We start from the raw sequence: 17,078 nt of genomic DNA on the forward strand, positions 1-17,078 counted from the left end.
CACCGACATGGCCAAGGCGTCCCCCGCCAACCGCAAGTGGCTCGAGGAGATGAAGCAGTTCGATCACAGGCTCAGCCAGGGGATGAAAGTGGACGTCCCCCCCGGACTCGCCGAGCGGCTGCTGCTCAGGCAGGCCATCGGCGCCGAATCGCCGCCGAGCCGCCCCCCGGCGTCCCGGGCATCGGGCTGGAAGCCTCTGGCCATCGCCGCCTCGGTCGCCTTCCTGATCGGGGTCAGCACCCGCTGGCTGCCCTGGCCGAGCAGCCCGCCAGCGCAGGCCTCTCTGGCCCAGGTGGCGCTGGCTCACGTCTATGGAGAAGAGCCCTTCATCGCCGGGGTCGACGAGCAGGTGTCGCTTCAGACCATCAACGCCAAGATGGAGAAGTACGGCGCCACCCTGATGAACATGCAGGACATGGCCAAGATCACCTATGTCAATCACTGTGCCTTCTATCAGGGCCCTGCACTGCACATGGTGCTGCAAGGCAAGATGGGGCCCGTCACCCTCTTCATGGTGCCCAAGCATGTGCCCCTGCGCCTGGACCCACGATTCGATGATGGCCGGCTCAAGGGGGAGGTGATCCCGCTCAAGGGGGCCAACCTGGTGTTGATCGGCGAGATGGACGAACCGCTTGCTCCCCTCTCCAGGCAAATTGAGTCCCGCTTGCACTGGTCCATCTAGACCCCTTTTTAACGACGCCCCCACCCAGAGCTTGTCATGCTCTGTGTGGGGCTTCCCCCATTTTTCCGCCCGTTTCTCGCCCATTCCCGGCCGTTTCTCGTCAGCACACCAAAAAACTTCTCTGTCGCTTCAAGCCCTCAATGGCTGATTAATTAAACAATAAAGCCCGAATGCGCTCATTTTTGCGCCGACATCAAACAAACCATTAACACAATAGAAACTTTTATGTATTCTGCTCTCACTGGTCTGATTTCTTACCTCCTACCAGATCCATAGAATCACGCCAGAAATCATTGGGAAGATGCGAACATAACAACAGATCTTGTCAGCTTTTGCGGCGATTACGCCGGGATAGCGCGGCAAAAAATCTGCCAAATAAAGAGAGAACACCATGACGACTGCCTTTTTCAAGAAGAGCCTGATTGCCGCTGCCATCACCCTGGCCAGCACCCAAACCTTCGCTGCAGCTTTCCAGCTCAACGAACATTCTGCCTCAGGCCTGGGCCGCGCCTTCGCCGGTGAAGCCGCCATTGCCGACAACGCCTCCGTGCTGGCCCGCAACCCGGCCGCCATGACTCGCTTTGACAAGATGGCGATCTCGGTCGCTGGCAGCTACATCCACCCGAGCGTGGACGTGGACGGCAAGATTGCCGGCGCCTATGACTCCAGCGAGAACAACATAGCCCCGGACGCCTTCGTGCCTGCCGCCTACTTCATCCAGCCCATCAACGAGCAGTGGGCCTGGGGCCTGGCCATGTTCTCCAACTACGGCCTCTCCACCGAATACTCGGACAACTTCTCCGGCGGCGCCGTCGCGGGCAACACCGAGTTGATGACCATCAACCTCAACCCCAACATCGCCTACCGCATCGACTCCCAGTGGAGCCTGGGCGCCGGTCTGAACCTGGTCTACGCCAAGGCGGAACTGAACCGCCGCGCCGGTGTCCTGGCCCCTGCGGTCAGCCAGCAGCTCGGCACCCAGGTCAGCCCGGACACCAAGCTCGCCCACCTGAAAGGGGATGACTGGGGCTGGGGCTGGAACCTGGGCGCCATGTATGAAGTGAACGAAGATCACCGCTTCGCCCTGACCTATCGCTCCCAGGTCGACATCACCTTCGAGGGGGACTATCAAGGGACCTCGTCGCGCATGCAGAAGGTGGATGGCAAGCTCCCCCTCGACCTGCCGGCCCAGGCCGAGTTCGCCGGTTACCACCGCCTGAACCCGCAATTCGCCGTGCACTACTCGGTCAACTGGACCGACTGGAGCGCCTTCAAGGAGCTCAACGCCACCAGCGACAGCTGTGTCAGCGCCGACGGTGCCGGGGTCTGCCTCTACAAACCCGAGGAGTTCAAGGACTCGATGCGCTATGCCATCGGCGGCACCTGGTACGTCAATCCGTCCTGGGAAGCCCGCGTCGGCCTCGCCTATGACAACACCCCCATCGAGGCGGAATACCGCAGCCTGAGCATCCCTGACTCCGACCGTGTCTGGTACAGCGCCGGTGCCACCTACCACATCAATCCGGACATGAGCGTCGACTTCGGCATGACCTATATCGATGGCAAGTCCGTCGATGTCAACGAAGGCCTGACCGGCCACGACAGCCAGCTGCGCTGGAAGGGCACCTCCCACGGCGATGCCTTCCTGGCCGCTGCCCAGTTCAACATGATGTTCTGATCACCGCCTCAATGTGAGGGCGCCTGCGGGCGCCCTTTTTTTATACGACCAGCCAACTCCGCGTACAGCTGTAGCACACAGCTGTACGCTTTTCTTTCTTTATCAATCTGTTAGCCCACCCTTTGCCAGCATATCCTCCTCTTTTGCCTCCCCGCCGCCGCCATGGATTGCATTGCTGGTCGTACCATATAAAATCCCGCTCCCACTACAAAACCAAATAAAAATGCTGACATGAGTGTAAAAAATAGCGTGCGCCCCCACTTTTCCCTCGGACTGCTGCCCCTGCTGCTCTGCCCCACCCTGGTACAGGCGGCCGGCTTCCAGCTGGCGGAACAATCTGCCACCGGCATGGGCCGTGCCTTCGCGGGGGAGGCGGCCATCGCCGACAACGCCAGCGTGCTGTCACGCAACGCCGCCGCCATGACGCGCTTCGACGAGATCGCCCTCTCTGCCGGCGTCATCTATGTGCGCCCCGACGTCAACATAGAGGGGGAGACCCAGGTGCCGACCGCCCGTGGTCCCGTCACCCTGGATGCCAGTGCCCACGACATTGCCGACGCCGCCTGGGTACCCAACCTAGCCCTCATCATGCCCCTGGGGGAGGAGTGGCGTCTGGGCCTGTCGGCCGGATCCTACTTTGGCCTGGGGGTCGAGATGCCGGGCCGCTACAACGCCGGCCAGTTTGGCAATGTCTCCGACATCCGCACCCTGGATCTGGGGCTCTCCCTGGCGTATCGGCTCAACCGACACTGGTCGTTCGGCGCCGGCGTCAATGCCATCCAGGGCGAGGGGGAAGTGGGGGGCACCTTCCCCGCCAACGACATGGTCGCCAAGCATCTCAAGGGGGATGGCTGGGCCTTCGGCTGGAACCTGGGGACCCTGTATGAGCATTCAGAACAGACCCGGGTCGGCCTCGCCTACCGTCACGACGTGACCCTCACCCTGGCGGGAGATGCCATCGGCATCGACGAGCAGGGGCGCCCCTTCCAGGATAAGGGCGAACTGGACTTGATCCTGCCCGCCAGCGCCGAGCTGGCCCTGTTCCACCAGCTCACCCCGGCCCTTGCCCTCCATTCGAGCATCAACTGGACCAACTGGAGTCGCTTCACCCAGCTCGAGGCTCAACTGGACAAGCACGGCACCATGCACATCAAGGATGAGCAGTGGCGAGACAGCTGGCGCTATGCCCTGGGGCTCACCTACCGGCTCAGCCCGGACTGGCAGCTGAGATCCGGCATGGCCTACGACAAGAGCCCGGTGCCGACAGAGCGGCGCACCATCTCCATCCCTGACTCGGATCGCATCTGGTACAGTCTGGGCACGGGTTATCGCATCAGCCAGGCCCTGAGCCTGGATCTGGGGCTCACCTTCATCGACGGCAAGCAGGCGGCGGTGCACGAGACCATGGAGCTCAGACCCGGCGTTGCGGCGACCCGCTCCACCTTCACGGGCAGCTCGGAAGGGGATGCCTGGCTCGCGGGGATGCAGCTCAACTACCTGTTCTGATGTGCCCACCAGAGCACGCAAGATTTACCACGACGGCCCCTGACCGGGGCCGTTTCAGCCCACGACGCCCGTAAACCAGCCAGATATTGACCATTCGGTCCCGATGACGGCCGCTTATTGTCCCCACCCACCCGGGTGAACTGGCATAGTGGCTCCCTTCGCCATACTATCAAGCCAATCTTCATCACGGAGCACGACATGTATTCCTACGTGGCCAGGCAACCCATACTCGACAGCAGCCTGCAAACTCATGCCTATGAGCTGCTGTTTCGCGATAGCCTGGAGAATGTCTTCCCCTCCATCTCGTCCCGGCAGGCCACCTCCCGCCTGGTGGTCGAACAGTTCTTGCAGCAGAACATCGACCAGTTGCTGGGCGGTCGCCCCTGCTTCATCAACTTTCCCCACGATGTGCTGCTGGAGGGGCTGGCGGAGTGCCTGCCTCCCAAGCAGGTGGTGATCGAGATCCTCGAGGATGCCCTTCCGGACGATGCCCTGCTGGCCAAGGTCCAGGAACTGCACCAGCTCGGCTATCGCCTGGCCCTTGACGATTTCACCATGTCCTCGGCCTGGGAGCGGTTCCTGCCCTGGATCCACATCATCAAGTTCGACCTGCGCCTGAGCCCCCTGCCCAAGATAGCCTCCTTCATCCAGCGCCATCGCCACCTGCGCCTCACCTATCTGGCCGAGAAGGTGGAGAGCAAGCAGGAGTTCGAGCAGACCCAGGCCCTGGGCATCAGCCTGTTTCAGGGCTTTTTCTTCAGTCGCCCCGAGATGGTCAAGCGCGCCACCATGCAGCCGGCCCAGATGGTGGTGATCCAGCTGCTCAACGAGGTGAACCAGTCCGAGCCCAACCTGGTGCGCATCGAGCAGCTGCTCGGCCAGGATGTCTCCCTCTCCCTCAAGCTGTTGCGCTATGTCAACAACCTCAAGGGGCGCAGCAAGCCCATCTCCTCCTTTCGCCAGGCAGCGATCTACCTGGGCCACACCCAGCTCAGGCGCTTCGTCACCCTGATCGCCACCAGCGGCGCCGGCCAGGGCAAAAGCGCCGAGCTCTACCAGATGTCCCTGATCCGGGCACGCTTCTGCGAGCTGCTGGCCCTGGCCCATGCCTCCACCGCCCAGAGCCAGCAAGCCTTCATCGTCGGCCTCTTCTCCTTGCTCGATGTCTTGATGGAGCAACCCATGGCGACCCTGCTCGGCAGCGTGCCCATCACGGACGAGATCCGCCGGGCCCTGCTGGCGAAAGAGGGCAAACTCGGCTTCTATCTGACATTTTGTGAGGATTACGAGGCGGCGAACTGGCCCAGGGTGGCGATGCACACCGCCCGCCTGGGCCTGAATGAAGAGAAGGTCAGTCAGCTCTACCTGAGCGCCACCGCCTGGGTGAGCGAGCAGCTCAACGCCATGGATCAGCCCTAGATCAGCTCCAGCGCCAGGGCCGTGGCCTCCCCGCCCCCGATGCACAGGGCTGCCACTCCCCGCTTCAAGCCGTGGGCCCGCAAGGCATGGACCAGGGTCACCAGGATCCGGGCCCCGCTCGCGCCGAGGGGGTGTCCCAATGCGCAGGCCCCCCCATGGACGTTGAGCCGCTCCGCCGGAATGGCACACCCCGTCATCGCCAGCATGCTCACCATGGCGAACGCCTCGTTCACCTCATAGAGATCCACCTGGTCGCTGCGCCAGCCCAGGCTCGCCAGCAGGCGGTTGATGGCGGCCACCGGGGCCGAGACAAATTCGGCGGGCACGCCGGCATGGCTCACATAGCCCCGGATCCGGGCCAGCGGCACCAGGCCTTCGGCCAGGGCCGTCTCTTCACGCATCAGCAGCAGGGCCGCGGCGCCGTCCGAGATGGAGCTGCTGTTGGCCGCCGTGATGGTGCCATCGGGGCGAAAGGCGGGCCTGAGGGTGGGGATCTTCTCCATGCGGGCCTTGCCGGGTTGCTCATCCTCGGCCAGCAGCACCCTGTCGCCCTGGCGCACCTCGGTCAGCTCCGCGGCGAAGCGCCCCTCTCGCTGCGCCCGCAAGGCCCGCTCCAGCGATCCCATGGCAAATGCATCCATCCCGGCCCGGCTGATCTGGGCCCTGTCGGCACTCGCCTGGGCATGGACTCCCATCAGCTGGCCATCGTAGGCATCTTGCAGACCATCGAGAAAGAGGCTGTCCTGGATCTGCTGGTGGCCCATGCGATAGCCGCCCCGCGCCTTGTCCAGCAGATAGGGGGCCCGGCTCATGCTCTCCATTCCCCCCGCCAGTATCATCTCCCCCTGCCCCAGGCGCAGGCTGTCGGCGGCCAGCATCACCGCCTTCATGCCCGAGCCACACACCTTGTTGACCGTGGTGCAAGGCACGCTCACCGGCAAGCCGGCCCCCAGCGCCGCCTGACGCGCCGGCGCCTGTCCCATGCCCGCCGCCAGCACGTTGCCCATCAGCACCTCCTGGATCCTGTCCGGGCTTACCCCGACCTCATCGAGGGTGGCGGCCAGGGCGCATGCCCCCAGCTCGGCGGCGTTCAAGGTGACGAGGGCCCCCTGAAAGGCCCCCATGGGGGTGCGTTTGGCCGCAACTATGACGATATCCATCTCTTTGCCTCTCCTGGTTACATATCGGTAACATAAGGTGCCAGGCCTTGAAGGACAAGCACTTGCGAGCAGGCAACGCTTTGGGTAAGGTGCCAGCCAGGATTGACAGCCAAGATGACAACCAGATGCCCTCCAAGGACGACACCCGCAGCTACAGCATCAGTGAGCTGGCCAAAGAGTTTGACGTGACCACCCGCAGCATCCGTTTCTATGAAGATCAGGGGCTGCTCACCCCCACCCGCCAGGGACAGACCCGCATCTACAGTCGCCAGGACAGGGTGCGCCTCAAGCTGACCCTGCGCGGCAAACGGCTGGGGTTCAGCCTGGCGGACATTCGCGAGCTATTTGACCTCTATGATGCCGACAAGAGCAGCCGTACCCAGCTGAGCAGCATGCTCTCCCTCATCGAGGAGAAGCGCGAAACCCTGCATCAGCAGCTCGAAGACATAGAGATGGTGCTGCTGGAGCTGGACGCCGCCAAGCAGCGCTGCCAGCAGGCGCTGCACCAGTTGGCGGACGGTCGCACTACCCGGGAAGCGTAATGCCCCCGGAAAAACCCATGAATAAAAAGAGGGGCCATATCGGCCCCTCTTGCTTGGCTGGGTGAGCAGGGCGCTATGCCTTGCCCCCTCCCCGCTTATTTCTGCCAGCGGGCAGCATCGTAGTCCGGGCTGAACCTGTCCACTATGATGGCGCAGGCCGCATCCCCGGTGATGTTGAGGGCGGTACGGATCATGTCGAACAGACGATCCAGGGCGAACAGCAAAGGCAGCCCCTCGATGGGGATCCCGGCTGCCAGCAGCACGGCCACCACCAGGAAGCTCGGCCCCGGCACCCCGGCCTGGCCGATGGCGCCCAGGGTGGAGGTCAGTATGATGGCGACCCAGGCACCCAGGGAGAGATCGATGTTGAACACCTGGGCGAAGAAGATGGCGACCAGACCGTAATAGATGGCGTTGCCGCTCATGTTGATGGTCGCCCCCAGGGGCAGCACGAAGGCGGCGGTGCTGTTGCTGACTTTCAGCTCCTTCTCGCACACTTCCATGGTGACCGGCAGGGTCGCCATGGAGGAGGCGGTGGAGAAGGCGACGACCTGGGCCTTCTTCATGGCGGACAGGTACTTGAGCACTGGGGTATTGGAGAAGACGGCGATCAGCAGCGGATAGACGATGAAGCCGAACACCAGGATGGCGGCCACGTACACGGCAAACAGGTTGAACACCAGGGAGAGCACATCGAAGCCGTAGGTACCGATGGCATCGGCCATCAGACCAAAGACACCGAACGGCGCCACCAGCATCACCTTGTTGATCATCCAGACGAAGGCGTCGACCAGGGTGTTGAGACCATCCACCAGCGGCTTGGCACGGGCGGCCGGCTGCTTGGCCAAGGCGATGCCGAGGAACAGGCAGAACACCAGGATCTGCAGAATGTTCGCCTCGTTGAGGGACTGGAAGACGTTGGTCGGGATCATGCCAAGCAGGGTGGCGATGGCATCGGGCAGTTCACCCTTGTCGGCATACTCGCCGGAGAAGAGGGATTTCATCGAGCTGAGATCGACGCCGGCGCCCGGCTGGAACACCTGCCCCATCACCAGGGCCAGGAAGACGGCCAGGGCGGAGGTGCCGAGGAAGAACAGCAGGGTGCTGCCCCCTATCTTGCCCGCCGCCGGGCTGGCACCCAGGTTGGCGGCGCCCGAGATGATGGCCACCGCCACCAGGGGGATCACCAGCATCTTGATGAGCTGGATAAACAGACTGCCGAGGGGGGCAAACATGGCGGCTTGCTCGCCCATGAGCACACCAACCAGCGCCCCCAGCAGCATGGCAACCACGACCTGGAAGCCAATGTTCTTAATGAGTCCTTTAGTTAACACAAAATGTTCCTTTCGCGAATAAATGTCACACTTTCCCAGTGCAATTAGCCAGACAGGGGAATGAACGCCTGCTCATTCCCCTGCCGGGCGGATTTATCTCATATTTATCTGCTGTTTTGAATCGCTAATTCATGACGCTGATATATTGATAAGTTTGCAATAAAGTTAAGATTCAAAAGAAACACGCCTAAAAAACACCATTTTGCTATGCACATAGACTGAATTCTGTGCTAGCTTGACCCGGTAACCGCATAAACAGGGATAGAAAGATGCTGAAAGTAAACGAGTATTTTGACGGAAATGTAAAATCCATCGGCTTTGATCAAAATGGTGAGCAATCCACAGTGGGGGTCATGGCCGCCGGGGATTACCTGTTCAACACCGGCGCCCCCGAGCGCATGACGGTGGTCAAGGGCAGCCTGACTATACAACTGGCCGGATCCAGCGACTGGCAACGCTATGATCAGGGGCAATCCTTCGAGGTGCCCGGCAACTCCTCCTTCTCCCTCAAGGTGAGCAGCCCCAGCGCCTATCTGTGCGAATTCCTCGGCTGAGCCGGCGCACCAGCACCCTAATATCGCGAGGGGCCAAGGCCCCTCCTGTCATGACAAGCTCCCTGCCCCTTCTCTTTGCACCCTGCCTTGGTTAAGCTGTCAGGCCGACACAAGGATTCAAACGAACGTCATGAGCATCCAGATCCGTTCCATCTCGCCACAGGATTGGCCCCAGATCATGGCCATTCAGGCCGAGTGCTATCACCAGCTGACCCCCGAGCCCCTCAGTGTCATGAGCAACAAGGCCGAGCTGGCCCCAGACTGCTGCTGGGTTGCTGAGTACCAGGGCCGGGTGCGCGGCTACCTGCTCTGCCACCCCTGGCGCGCCAACCAGCCGCCGCCACTCTCCGTCACCATGACGGCGCTGGCCGGGGCACAGGAGTTCTATCTGCACGATCTCGCCGTCTCGGCCGAGGTGCGCGGCATGGGAGTGGGCCAGCGGCTGCTCGCCACCGCCCTCACCTTTGCCAGCAACAAGGGGTACCAGCATGCCGGTCTGGTGGCGGTGCAGGATGCCCCGACCTTCTGGCGCAAGCAGGGCTTTGTCCCCTCTGCCACCGCAAAATCCCTGGCGGAGTATGGGGAGGGCGCCGTCTACATGCGCCTGTCCCTGACCGAGCCGGCCTGATCACGCCCCGGTACCGGGAGTCATCAGCAGAGCCCAATAAAAAAGGCGCCTTTCGGCGCCTTTTTCTATGCCAATCCGGTGAGCATCAAGCCTTGAACTTGCTGAACACCAGGGAAGCGTTGGTACCGCCAAAGCCGAAGCTGTTGGACATGACGGTATTGAGGTCGGCGGCTTCGTACTCGCGCACGATGGGCAGGCCCACGGCTTTTTCGTCCAGGTTCTCGATGTTGATGCTGGGGGCGATGAAGCCGTGTTCCATCATCAGCAGGGAGTAGACGGCCTCGTGCACGCCGGCAGCGCCCAGTGCATGACCGGTCATGGCCTTGGTGGCGGAGAGCTTGGGTGCCTTGCTACCAAACAGGGTCTGGATCGCTTCCAGCTCCTTGGTATCGCCGACCGGGGTGGAGGTGCCATGGGTGTTGATGTAGTCCACGGAGCCGACACCCTGCATCGCCATCTTCATGCAACGCACCGCGCCTTCACCGCTCGGGGCGACCATGTCGTAGCCATCGGAGGTGGCACCGTAACCTGTGATCTCGGCGTAGATGTGGGCGCCGCGGGCCAGGGCATGTTCCAGCTCCTCGACCACCAGGATGCCGCCGCCACCTGAGATGACGAAGCCGTCGCGATCCGCATCATAGGTGCGGGAGGCTTTTTCCGGGTTGTCGTTGTACTTGGTGGAGAGGGCGCCCATGGCATCGAACTGGATGGTGGAAGACCAGTCCAGCTCCTCGCCGCCGCCAGCGAAGACGATGTCCTGCTTGCCCAGCTGGATCAGTTCCAGGGCGTGACCGATGCAGTGGGCAGAGGTGGCACAGGCGGAGCTGATGGTGTAGTTGACACCCTTGATCTTGAACGGGGTGGCCAGGCAGGCGGAGGTGGTGGAGGACATGGTGCGCGGCACCATGTAGGGACCCACGCGCTTGACCCCTTTCTCGCGGGCGATGTCCGCAGACTCGGAGGTGTTCTTGCCGGAGGCGCCGCCGGAGCCAACCACGATGCCGGTACGCTCGTTGGAGACCTGATCTTCGGGCAGGCCGGCGTCGGCGATGGCCTGCTCCATGGAGAGATAGGCGTAGGCCGCGGCGTCACCCATGAAGCGCATGACCTTGCGGTCGATCAGTTCGGACGGATCGAGTTTGATGTTACCCCAGACACGGCTGCGCAGGTTGTATTGTTCAAACTGCTCGGAATAGGTGATGCCGGATTTACCTGCTTTCAGGGAGGCCAGCACTTCTTCCTTGTTGTTGCCGATACTGGAGATGACGCCGATACCGGTGATCACTGCTCTTCTCATTAATTCATCTCGTCTGGAAAAACTGGCGCCAAGTCTACCCGCTTTCGGCTGCCAAACTGGTCTGCTTTCACGTAGAATGCCCGCGATTTGGTGACGCGAGCAGAGGAAAACGTGAGTCAAACATCCTTACATCATGCCCGATTGGACTGGAATGAAGCGGGAACTCCGGTTTCCAGCGACTTCGGGGATGTCTACTTTTCCAATGATAACGGTCTAAGTGAAAGCCGCTACGTCTTTTTACTGCAAAATGGGCTACCGGCACGATTCTGCCACCACGACAGTGACAGTTTTGTGGTGGGTGAAACAGGTTTTGGCACCGGCCTTAACTTTCTCGCCACAATGGCTGCGTTTCTGGAACATGCCCCCCAACACGGCGACGGTTCCCGCCTGCACTTCATCAGCGTCGAAAAATTCCCCCTCACCCAAGCAGACCTTGGCAAGGCCCTGGCGGCCTGGCCCGAGCTGGCCCCCTTGAGCGCCGAGCTCATCGCCCAGTGGCCGCTGGCGGTCGCCGGCTGCCATCGGCTGCTGTTCGCCGCGGGCCGGGTGCGGCTCGATCTCTGGCTCGGCGACATCGAAGATGCCTTGCCCCAGTGGCCCTGCCCCGCCGAGGGCCTGGTCGACGCCTGGTATCTGGATGGCTTCTCCCCCGCCAAGAACCCCGAGATGTGGACCCAGGGGCTGTTTGACCACCTGGCCCGTCTCGCCCGCCCCAGCGCCAGCGTCGCCACCTTTACCTGTGCCGGCTTCGTGCGCCGGGGCCTCATCGCCGCCGGTTTCAGCATGGCCAAGGTGAAAGGCCACGGCAGCAAGCGGGAGATGCTGGCGGGCCATCGCCAGGACAAGCAGGCGGATGCCAGCCTGGCGCCCGCCTATCCACGCCCGGCGGGGCGTCCCGGCGAAGTGCTCATCATAGGCGGGGGCATCGCCTCGGCCATGACGGCCCTCTCCCTGGTGGAGCGGGGCCGCCGGGTTCGGCTGCTGTGCGAGGAAGGCGAGCCTGCCTGCGGCGCCTCGGGCAATCGCCAGGGGGCCCTCTATCCCCTGCTCAATGGCGAGCACGATGCCCTGTCGCGCTTCTATTCCCTCGCCTTCGGCTTTGCCCGCCAGCGGCTGCTGCACCTGGCCAAGCGACACCCCGTCGCCTTCGACTTGTGCGGCGTCACCCAGCTCGGCTACGACCACAAATCGGCGCAAAAACTGGAGAAGATGGCCCAGGGCCCCTTCCCCCCCGCGTTGATGCACCCACTCTCTGCCTCGGACGTTGAGCAGGTGGTCGGCCTGCCCTGCGGCCATGGTGGCGTCAGCTACCCCCTGGGGGGCTGGCTCTGCCCGGCGGATCTCACTCGCGCCGCCTTCGACGAGGCCCAGGCCAGCGGCCTGTTGCAGCTTGAGTACCACGCGCCGGTGAGCACCATCAGCGAGCTGGCGGACGGCTGGCGGGTGGAGAGCCAGGATGGCCGCCACTGGCAGGCCCCCAACCTGGTGGTGGCCGCCGGTCACCAGCTACCCGCCCTGATCCCCTTTGCGGAACTCCCCCTCTACCCGGTACGCGGTCAGGTGAGCCATGTACCGACCACGGCGCGGTTAAGCCAGCTCAGGACTGTGCTCTGTTACGACGGCTACCTCACCCCGGCCCACGACGGAGCGCACTGCATCGGTGCCAGCTATGGCCGCAACCAGAGCACCCTAGCGTATAGTGCCGAGGAGCAGGTTCAGAACCAGGCGCGGCTGCAAGCCTGCCTGCAGGAGCAGTCCTGGCCTGCCGAGGTGGATGTGAGCGGCGACCAGGCCCGTGTCGGCGTGCGCTGCGCCAGCCGGGACCATCTGCCCGTGGTGGGGCCCATCGTCCGGCTCGACGCCCTGCGCGCGCTGGATCAGCTGCCCCTCAAGGCGCGTCCGGCGCAGCCCCTGGCCACCTATCCCGGCCTCTTTGTGTTGGGGGCCCTGGGCTCCAGGGGGCTCTGCTCGGCGCCCCTGTGCGGCGAGCTGCTCGCCAGCGAGATAGTGGGCGATCCCCTGCCTCTGGCCTGGGATCTGCTGGCTGCCCTGCATCCCGCCCGCTACTGGGTGCGCAAATGGCTCAAGGGCAAGCCGGTCAGCTGAGCCGCGGAAGGCCAGGGCCCATAACGAGACGCCGCCAGTGGCTTGCCCCTGGCGGCGTCTCGCATTCATTGCCTCACGTCGGCCGACGGAGGACCCTGCTCAAGGGGAGAGCGGCCAGCTCAACCCCAGTTTGCGGCCATGATCCGTCTGTTCGGCGAGGCGGGCGAAGCGGGATTTGGCTTGCGCCAGCAGGGCACGCCCCTGCAGATCCCCCTGATGGCGCAAGGCGGCGCAGTCATTGCTTGGGGGAAGCTGGGCGAGCTTGTAGCCGATGGCGCTGGCGGTCTCCTGCACTATGTCCTTGTGGCGGCTCTCATAGTCGAGCATGGCGCCGAGCATGATGTTCCAGTTCTGCTGCTCCGCCACGCTCGCCCCTGACTTGTTGACCCACTCGGGCACCATCACCTTGATCCGGGTCCTGACCCTGACCTCCTTGAGGTCGCAGCGCCCCGCCAGGGGATAGGCCAGCATGGTCCAGTCGAGCCGGTAGCTGGCCATGCCGAGCCCCTGCTGACCGACGCTCCCCTTGGGACCGAGCCGCGCGGCCTGGGCCAGGGCGGCCTGCATGCTGGTCCCCTTCACCTTGTAGAACTGGAAGTCGACCCGGATATCCGGCTCTATCTTGACCCCGACGTAATGGGTCGGAGCGGCGCCGACCGCGGCGGCCCACAGCAGACTCACTCCCCAACCCAGGTTACCCAACTTGCCCATGGTGCTCTACGCCGCCTTATCGTTGTCATCTGACCGGTGAATGTCATGAATAATCAATATATTAATTAACTGACGCCCTGCGCAAGTCTCATCATGATACCCGGCGCGCATCTGCGCAAGTCGCCATGGCCCGGCGCGCAACCAGCATGGTCAGGGCCGGGGGGCCAGGGGCCTGCTTCTGGCCAGTCAGTCCCGCGCCTTCGCCTCGCCACCCCATGATTTGCTGACCTTAATCAAATCAACAGACCAATTTGCTGGTTACATTAGCATCCATCGCATAAATGGCTGCCGCAGCGCGAGCCAGCCCCACCGACTCTCCCTTGACCCACAGGATCCTGAATATGGTTGAACTCACGATTGGCACCCTGGTTACCCTCATAGTGGGTCGCTGCATCTTCAAGGGCTATTCGGCCACCGGCATACTGCTCAGCGGCGGCCTGCTGCTGCTGGCCATCACGGCACTGCTCGGCAAGCCGGTGCTGCCAGAGAGCGTCCCCACCACGGGCAACGTGGTGACCGACATCTTCGAATACGTGCGCTTCCTGCTCAACAGCCGGGGCGGCGGTCTGGGCATGCTGATCATGGTGCTGTGCGGATTCGCCGGCTACATGAGCCACATCGGCGCCAACACCATGCTGGTCAAGCTCGCCAGCAAGCCCCTTGGCGTCATCAAGTCTCCCTACGTGCTGCTGGTGGCCGCCTATCTGGTAGCCTGCGCCATGTCGCTGGCGGTGAGCTCGGCCACGGGCCTCGGGGTCTTACTGATGGCGACCCTGTTCCCCCTCATGGTCAACATGGGGATCTCCCGCGGGGCCGCAGCGGCGGTGTGCGCCTCCCCGGCCGCCATCATCCTCTCTCCCACCTCCGGGGACGTGGTGATGGCCGCCCAGGCCGCCAACATGGAGCTCATCGACTTTGCCTTCAAGCTGACCCTGCCCATCTCCTTGACCGCCATCGCCGCCATGGCCGTCACCCACTTCTTCTGGCAGCGTTATCTGGACAAGCGCTCCAGCGAGGTGAACGAGCGGGTCGCGGCAGGAGATCTCATCACCACTGCCCCCGCCTATTACGCCATACTGCCGTTTACCCCCATCATCGGGGTGCTGATCTTCGACGGCAAGCTGGGCCCCCAGCTCGATATCGTCACCATCATCGTCATGTGCCTGACCCTGAGCGCCCTGCTGGAGCTGGCCCGTCATCGGGATGGCAAGGGGCTGCTCGACGGTCTGCAGGTGTGCTGGCGCAACATGGCCGACGCCTTCGCCGGCGTGGTCATGCTGCTGGTAGGCGCCGGCGTGTTCGCCCAGGGGCTGATGACCATCGGCTTCATCGATACCCTGCTCGCCCACGCCCAGGATCTTGGCAGCGGCGGCGCCATCATGATGCTCTCCCTGGTGGTGATCACCACATTGGCCGCCTTCACCACGGGCTCGGGCAATGCCCCCTTCTACGCCTTCGTGGAGCTGATCCCCAACCTGGCCAGCTCCCTGGGCATCAACCCCGCCTATCTGGTGATCCCCATGTTGCAGGCCTCGAACCTCGGCCGCACCATCTCCCCGGTCTCCGGGGTGGTGGTTGCCTGCTCCGGCATGGCCAACCTCTCGCCGTTCGAGGTGGTCAAGCGCACCTCGCTGCCGGTGGCCGTCGGCCTGCTGGTGGTGATCCTGGCCACCCAGATCCTGGTGCCTGCCTGAGTACCGTCTGACTCTTTTCCAGCCCGGCGTCTGCCGGGCTGGCATCCCCCCCACCCCTTGCAGTAGACTCGGTGCTCTTTTTCCCTAAGGAGGACCGAGCCTTGAGTATTACGGTTCAACTTGCCCACTTCAGTGACTGCCACTCCCATTTCGATGGCGCCCCCATGCGCTTCTCCCCTGAGGGTGAGTCCGAGTGGCGCACCCAATGTGGCGGCTACGGCCGCATCCTGACCCGGCTGACCGCCCTGCGCCAACAGGCCGCCGCCGCGGGCCAGACCTGCCTGCTGCTGCACGGGGGTGACACCTTCCAGGGGTCGCTCTATTTCAACCGCTTCAAGGGACGGGCCAACGCCGACTTGCTCGGCCTGCTGCGACCGGATGCCATGGTGATCGGCAACCATGAATTCGATCTCGGCAACGGCCCGCTGGTGGAGTTTCTGCGCCAGCTCGACTATCCGGTGCTGGCCGCCAACCTCGACAGCAGCCAGGAGCCGGCCGATGCCCCGCTGCGACTGCACGGCTTGCCTCACCTGTTTGATGCCAGCCGCCCCTGGCACAGGCGCGTCATCGACGGCGTCCCCTTCGCCCTGCTCGGCATCACCTTGCCGCAGATGGCCGCCATCGCGAGCCCGGATCCCCACACCCGCTTCCACGGCATAGAGGAGACCCTGAGCGCCGCCCTCGGCGAGATCAAGGCCGAAGGAATAGCGCACATCATATTGCTCAGTCACCTGGGGCTGGAGCAGGACAAGCGGCTGGCGGCCCGCTTCCCCGAACTCAGCCTGATTGTCGGCGGCCACACCCACAGCCAGCTGGGGGATCTGGCCCCGCTCGGACTGACAAGCGAGGGGAGCTATCCCCTGATGGTCAATCGGGTCGCCATTCTCCACGCGGGTCACAGCGCCCAGAGCCTGGGGGTGTGCGAGCTCGACTTCGATGAACAGGGCCGGGTCAGTCAGGGCCGGGGCCGCATCGAGTGGTTCCCCTGGCAACCCTGGCCCTATGCCAGCCCCGCCCCCGCCAACCTCCATTTCTGCGCGCCGGATCCCCTCATCGAGGATCACATGGCGCGCCGTTATCGCCCCGCCCTCGAGGAGATGGCCGCCAGGACGGTGACCCGGCTGCCCGAGCCGCTGCTGCACCAGCGGATCCCGGACGCCAGGTTGCCCCACGGCAGCCAGGTGGCGCCCCTGGTCGCGGCCGCCATGCTGGCCGGGGCCCGCGAGCAGGTGGGGCGGGTCGATTTCGCCCTGCACAATGGCGGCGGCGTGCGCTGCTCCCTCGAGCCCGGCCCCCTCACCGAGGCGGACATCGCCGGGCAGCTGCTCCCCTTCGCCATTCCCCTCACCCTCTATCGGGTGCATGGTCATGAGCTGGCAGAGGCCCTGGAAGGCGCCATCGACAACGCCACCGACAACGGGGTGACAGGCAATGGCAGCGGCAGCTTCCCCTACACCGCCGGGGTGCGCTTTCACTATCTGGCCGAACTCCCCAAGGGGCAGCGCATCCGCCAGCTGGAGTGGGAGGCCAGCCCGGGTCACTGGCAGCCGGTGGAGAAGGAGGGGGTCTATCGCGGCGTCTCCAGCGCCTATACCGCCTCCGGCAAGGAGGGATACACCGCCCTCACCCGCACCCTGACCCAGCACAACCAGGAGCTCGGCATCACCCTGGCCGATGCCTTCATCCGCTGGGCGCGCCAGCACCCGACCCTGCCGGCCCCCGCGCCCCTGATCCACTACCGGCCTCATCCCGGAGCTTGAATCGGCA

14 protein-coding genes are annotated in these 17,078 nt (G+C 63.7%); 10 read left to right on the plus strand and 4 right to left on the minus strand.

Annotated elements, in window-relative coordinates; translation table 11 throughout:
* The 4 genes from BN1119_RS03540 to BN1119_RS03555 form a co-directional block, all read left to right on the plus strand.
* A partial coding sequence (locus BN1119_RS03540; protein ID WP_041994045.1) for a DUF3379 domain-containing protein occupies window positions 1-682 on the plus strand: 682 nt, incomplete at its 5' end.
* 391 nt (window positions 683-1,073) lie between these two features.
* A complete protein-coding gene (locus tag BN1119_RS03545; RefSeq protein WP_041994048.1) occupies window positions 1,074-2,360 on the plus strand; it encodes an outer membrane protein transport protein in 1,287 nt (428 codons plus the stop codon).
* A gap of 231 nt (window positions 2,361-2,591) precedes the next feature.
* The gene (locus BN1119_RS03550; RefSeq protein WP_041994051.1) at window positions 2,592-3,866 is read left to right on the plus strand and encodes an outer membrane protein transport protein; all 1,275 of its coding nucleotides are present in this window, start codon (window positions 2,592-2,594) and stop codon (window positions 3,864-3,866) included.
* A 198-nt stretch (window positions 3,867-4,064) separates the two neighbouring features.
* A complete protein-coding gene (locus tag BN1119_RS03555) occupies window positions 4,065-5,285 on the plus strand; it encodes an EAL and HDOD domain-containing protein (RefSeq protein WP_041994054.1) in 1,221 nt (406 codons plus the stop codon).
* Here BN1119_RS03555 and BN1119_RS03560 read toward each other — a convergent pair.
* Complete coding sequence (locus tag BN1119_RS03560) at window positions 5,282-6,445, minus strand: thiolase family protein (protein ID WP_041994057.1); 1,164 nt, start codon at window positions 6,443-6,445, stop codon at window positions 5,282-5,284. The genes BN1119_RS03555 and BN1119_RS03560 overlap by 4 nt on opposite strands.
* 125 nt (window positions 6,446-6,570) lie before the next feature.
* Here BN1119_RS03560 and BN1119_RS03565 point away from each other — a divergent pair, with 125 nt between their 5' ends.
* On the plus strand, window positions 6,571-6,987 hold the full coding sequence (locus BN1119_RS03565) for a MerR family transcriptional regulator (protein WP_041994060.1): 417 nt from the start codon (window positions 6,571-6,573) through the stop codon (window positions 6,985-6,987).
* 95 nt (window positions 6,988-7,082) lie between these two features.
* Here BN1119_RS03565 and BN1119_RS03570 read toward each other — a convergent pair whose 3' ends face one another.
* Entirely contained in the window at window positions 7,083-8,321 is a 1,239-nt protein-coding gene (locus BN1119_RS03570; protein ID WP_041994063.1) for a dicarboxylate/amino acid:cation symporter, read from the minus strand.
* 269 nt (window positions 8,322-8,590) lie between these two features.
* Here BN1119_RS03570 and ppnP point away from each other — a divergent pair, with 269 nt between their 5' ends.
* On the plus strand, window positions 8,591-8,875 hold the full coding sequence (gene ppnP, locus BN1119_RS03575; protein ID WP_041994066.1) for a pyrimidine/purine nucleoside phosphorylase: 285 nt from the start codon (window positions 8,591-8,593) through the stop codon (window positions 8,873-8,875).
* A gap of 130 nt (window positions 8,876-9,005) precedes the next feature.
* Window positions 9,006-9,503 (plus strand): GNAT family N-acetyltransferase, encoded by a 498-nt coding sequence (locus tag BN1119_RS03580; RefSeq protein WP_041994070.1) that lies wholly within the window; start codon window positions 9,006-9,008, stop codon window positions 9,501-9,503.
* A gap of 85 nt (window positions 9,504-9,588) precedes the next feature.
* Here BN1119_RS03580 and fabB read toward each other — a convergent pair whose 3' ends face one another.
* Window positions 9,589-10,800 (minus strand): beta-ketoacyl-ACP synthase I, encoded by a 1,212-nt coding sequence (gene fabB, locus BN1119_RS03585; protein ID WP_041994073.1) that lies wholly within the window; start codon window positions 10,798-10,800, stop codon window positions 9,589-9,591.
* A gap of 90 nt (window positions 10,801-10,890) precedes the next feature.
* On the opposite strand from fabB, the gene mnmC reads away from it, so the two are divergent.
* Window positions 10,891-12,906 carry a bifunctional tRNA (5-methylaminomethyl-2-thiouridine)(34)-methyltransferase MnmC2/FAD-dependent 5-carboxymethylaminomethyl-2-thiouridine(34) oxidoreductase MnmC1 gene (mnmC, locus tag BN1119_RS03590; protein WP_209434885.1) on the plus strand — a complete coding sequence of 672 codons (2,016 nt, stop codon included), beginning with the start codon at window positions 10,891-10,893 and terminating at the stop codon, window positions 12,904-12,906.
* Window positions 12,907-13,005: 99 nt separating this feature from the next.
* On the opposite strand, the gene BN1119_RS03595 is transcribed toward mnmC, so the two are convergent.
* Window positions 13,006-13,617 (minus strand): DUF922 domain-containing protein, encoded by a 612-nt coding sequence (locus BN1119_RS03595; RefSeq protein WP_041994079.1) that lies wholly within the window; start codon window positions 13,615-13,617, stop codon window positions 13,006-13,008.
* A 341-nt stretch (window positions 13,618-13,958) separates the two neighbouring features.
* On the opposite strand from BN1119_RS03595, the gene dcuC reads away from it, so the two are divergent.
* Together dcuC and BN1119_RS03605 are read left to right on the plus strand one after the other, a co-directional pair.
* Complete coding sequence (gene dcuC / locus BN1119_RS03600) at window positions 13,959-15,311, plus strand: anaerobic C4-dicarboxylate transporter DcuC (RefSeq protein ID WP_041994081.1); 1,353 nt, start codon at window positions 13,959-13,961, stop codon at window positions 15,309-15,311.
* A gap of 101 nt (window positions 15,312-15,412) precedes the next feature.
* Window positions 15,413-17,071, plus strand: a complete 1,659-nt coding sequence (locus BN1119_RS03605) for a bifunctional metallophosphatase/5'-nucleotidase (RefSeq protein WP_041994083.1) — start codon at window positions 15,413-15,415, stop codon at window positions 17,069-17,071.
* Window positions 17,072-17,078 lie beyond the last annotated feature (7 nt).

Origin of the sequence: Aeromonas bivalvium, assembly GCF_000819765.1 — a bacterium.
In the GTDB taxonomy this organism is placed as follows: domain Bacteria; phylum Pseudomonadota; class Gammaproteobacteria; order Enterobacterales; family Aeromonadaceae; genus Aeromonas; species Aeromonas bivalvium.

Coding starts and splice junctions, on each gene's coding strand:
- fabB (WP_041994073.1), bottom strand. CDS start 10,800: ATGAGAAGAGCAGTGATCACCGGTATCGGCGTCATCTCCAGTATCGGC.
- BN1119_RS03580 (WP_041994070.1), top strand. CDS start 9,006: ATGAGCATCCAGATCCGTTCCATCTCGCCACAGGATTGGCCCCAGATC.
- BN1119_RS03565 (WP_041994060.1), top strand. CDS start 6,571: ATGCCCTCCAAGGACGACACCCGCAGCTACAGCATCAGTGAGCTGGCC.
- BN1119_RS03555 (WP_041994054.1), top strand. CDS start 4,065: ATGTATTCCTACGTGGCCAGGCAACCCATACTCGACAGCAGCCTGCAA.
- BN1119_RS03550 (WP_041994051.1), top strand. CDS start 2,592: ATGAGTGTAAAAAATAGCGTGCGCCCCCACTTTTCCCTCGGACTGCTG.
- BN1119_RS03595 (WP_041994079.1), bottom strand. CDS start 13,617: ATGGGCAAGTTGGGTAACCTGGGTTGGGGAGTGAGTCTGCTGTGGGCC.
- ppnP (WP_041994066.1), top strand. CDS start 8,591: ATGCTGAAAGTAAACGAGTATTTTGACGGAAATGTAAAATCCATCGGC.
- BN1119_RS03545 (WP_041994048.1), top strand. CDS start 1,074: ATGACGACTGCCTTTTTCAAGAAGAGCCTGATTGCCGCTGCCATCACC.
- dcuC (WP_041994081.1), top strand. CDS start 13,959: ATGGTTGAACTCACGATTGGCACCCTGGTTACCCTCATAGTGGGTCGC.
- BN1119_RS03560 (WP_041994057.1), bottom strand. CDS start 6,445: ATGGATATCGTCATAGTTGCGGCCAAACGCACCCCCATGGGGGCCTTT.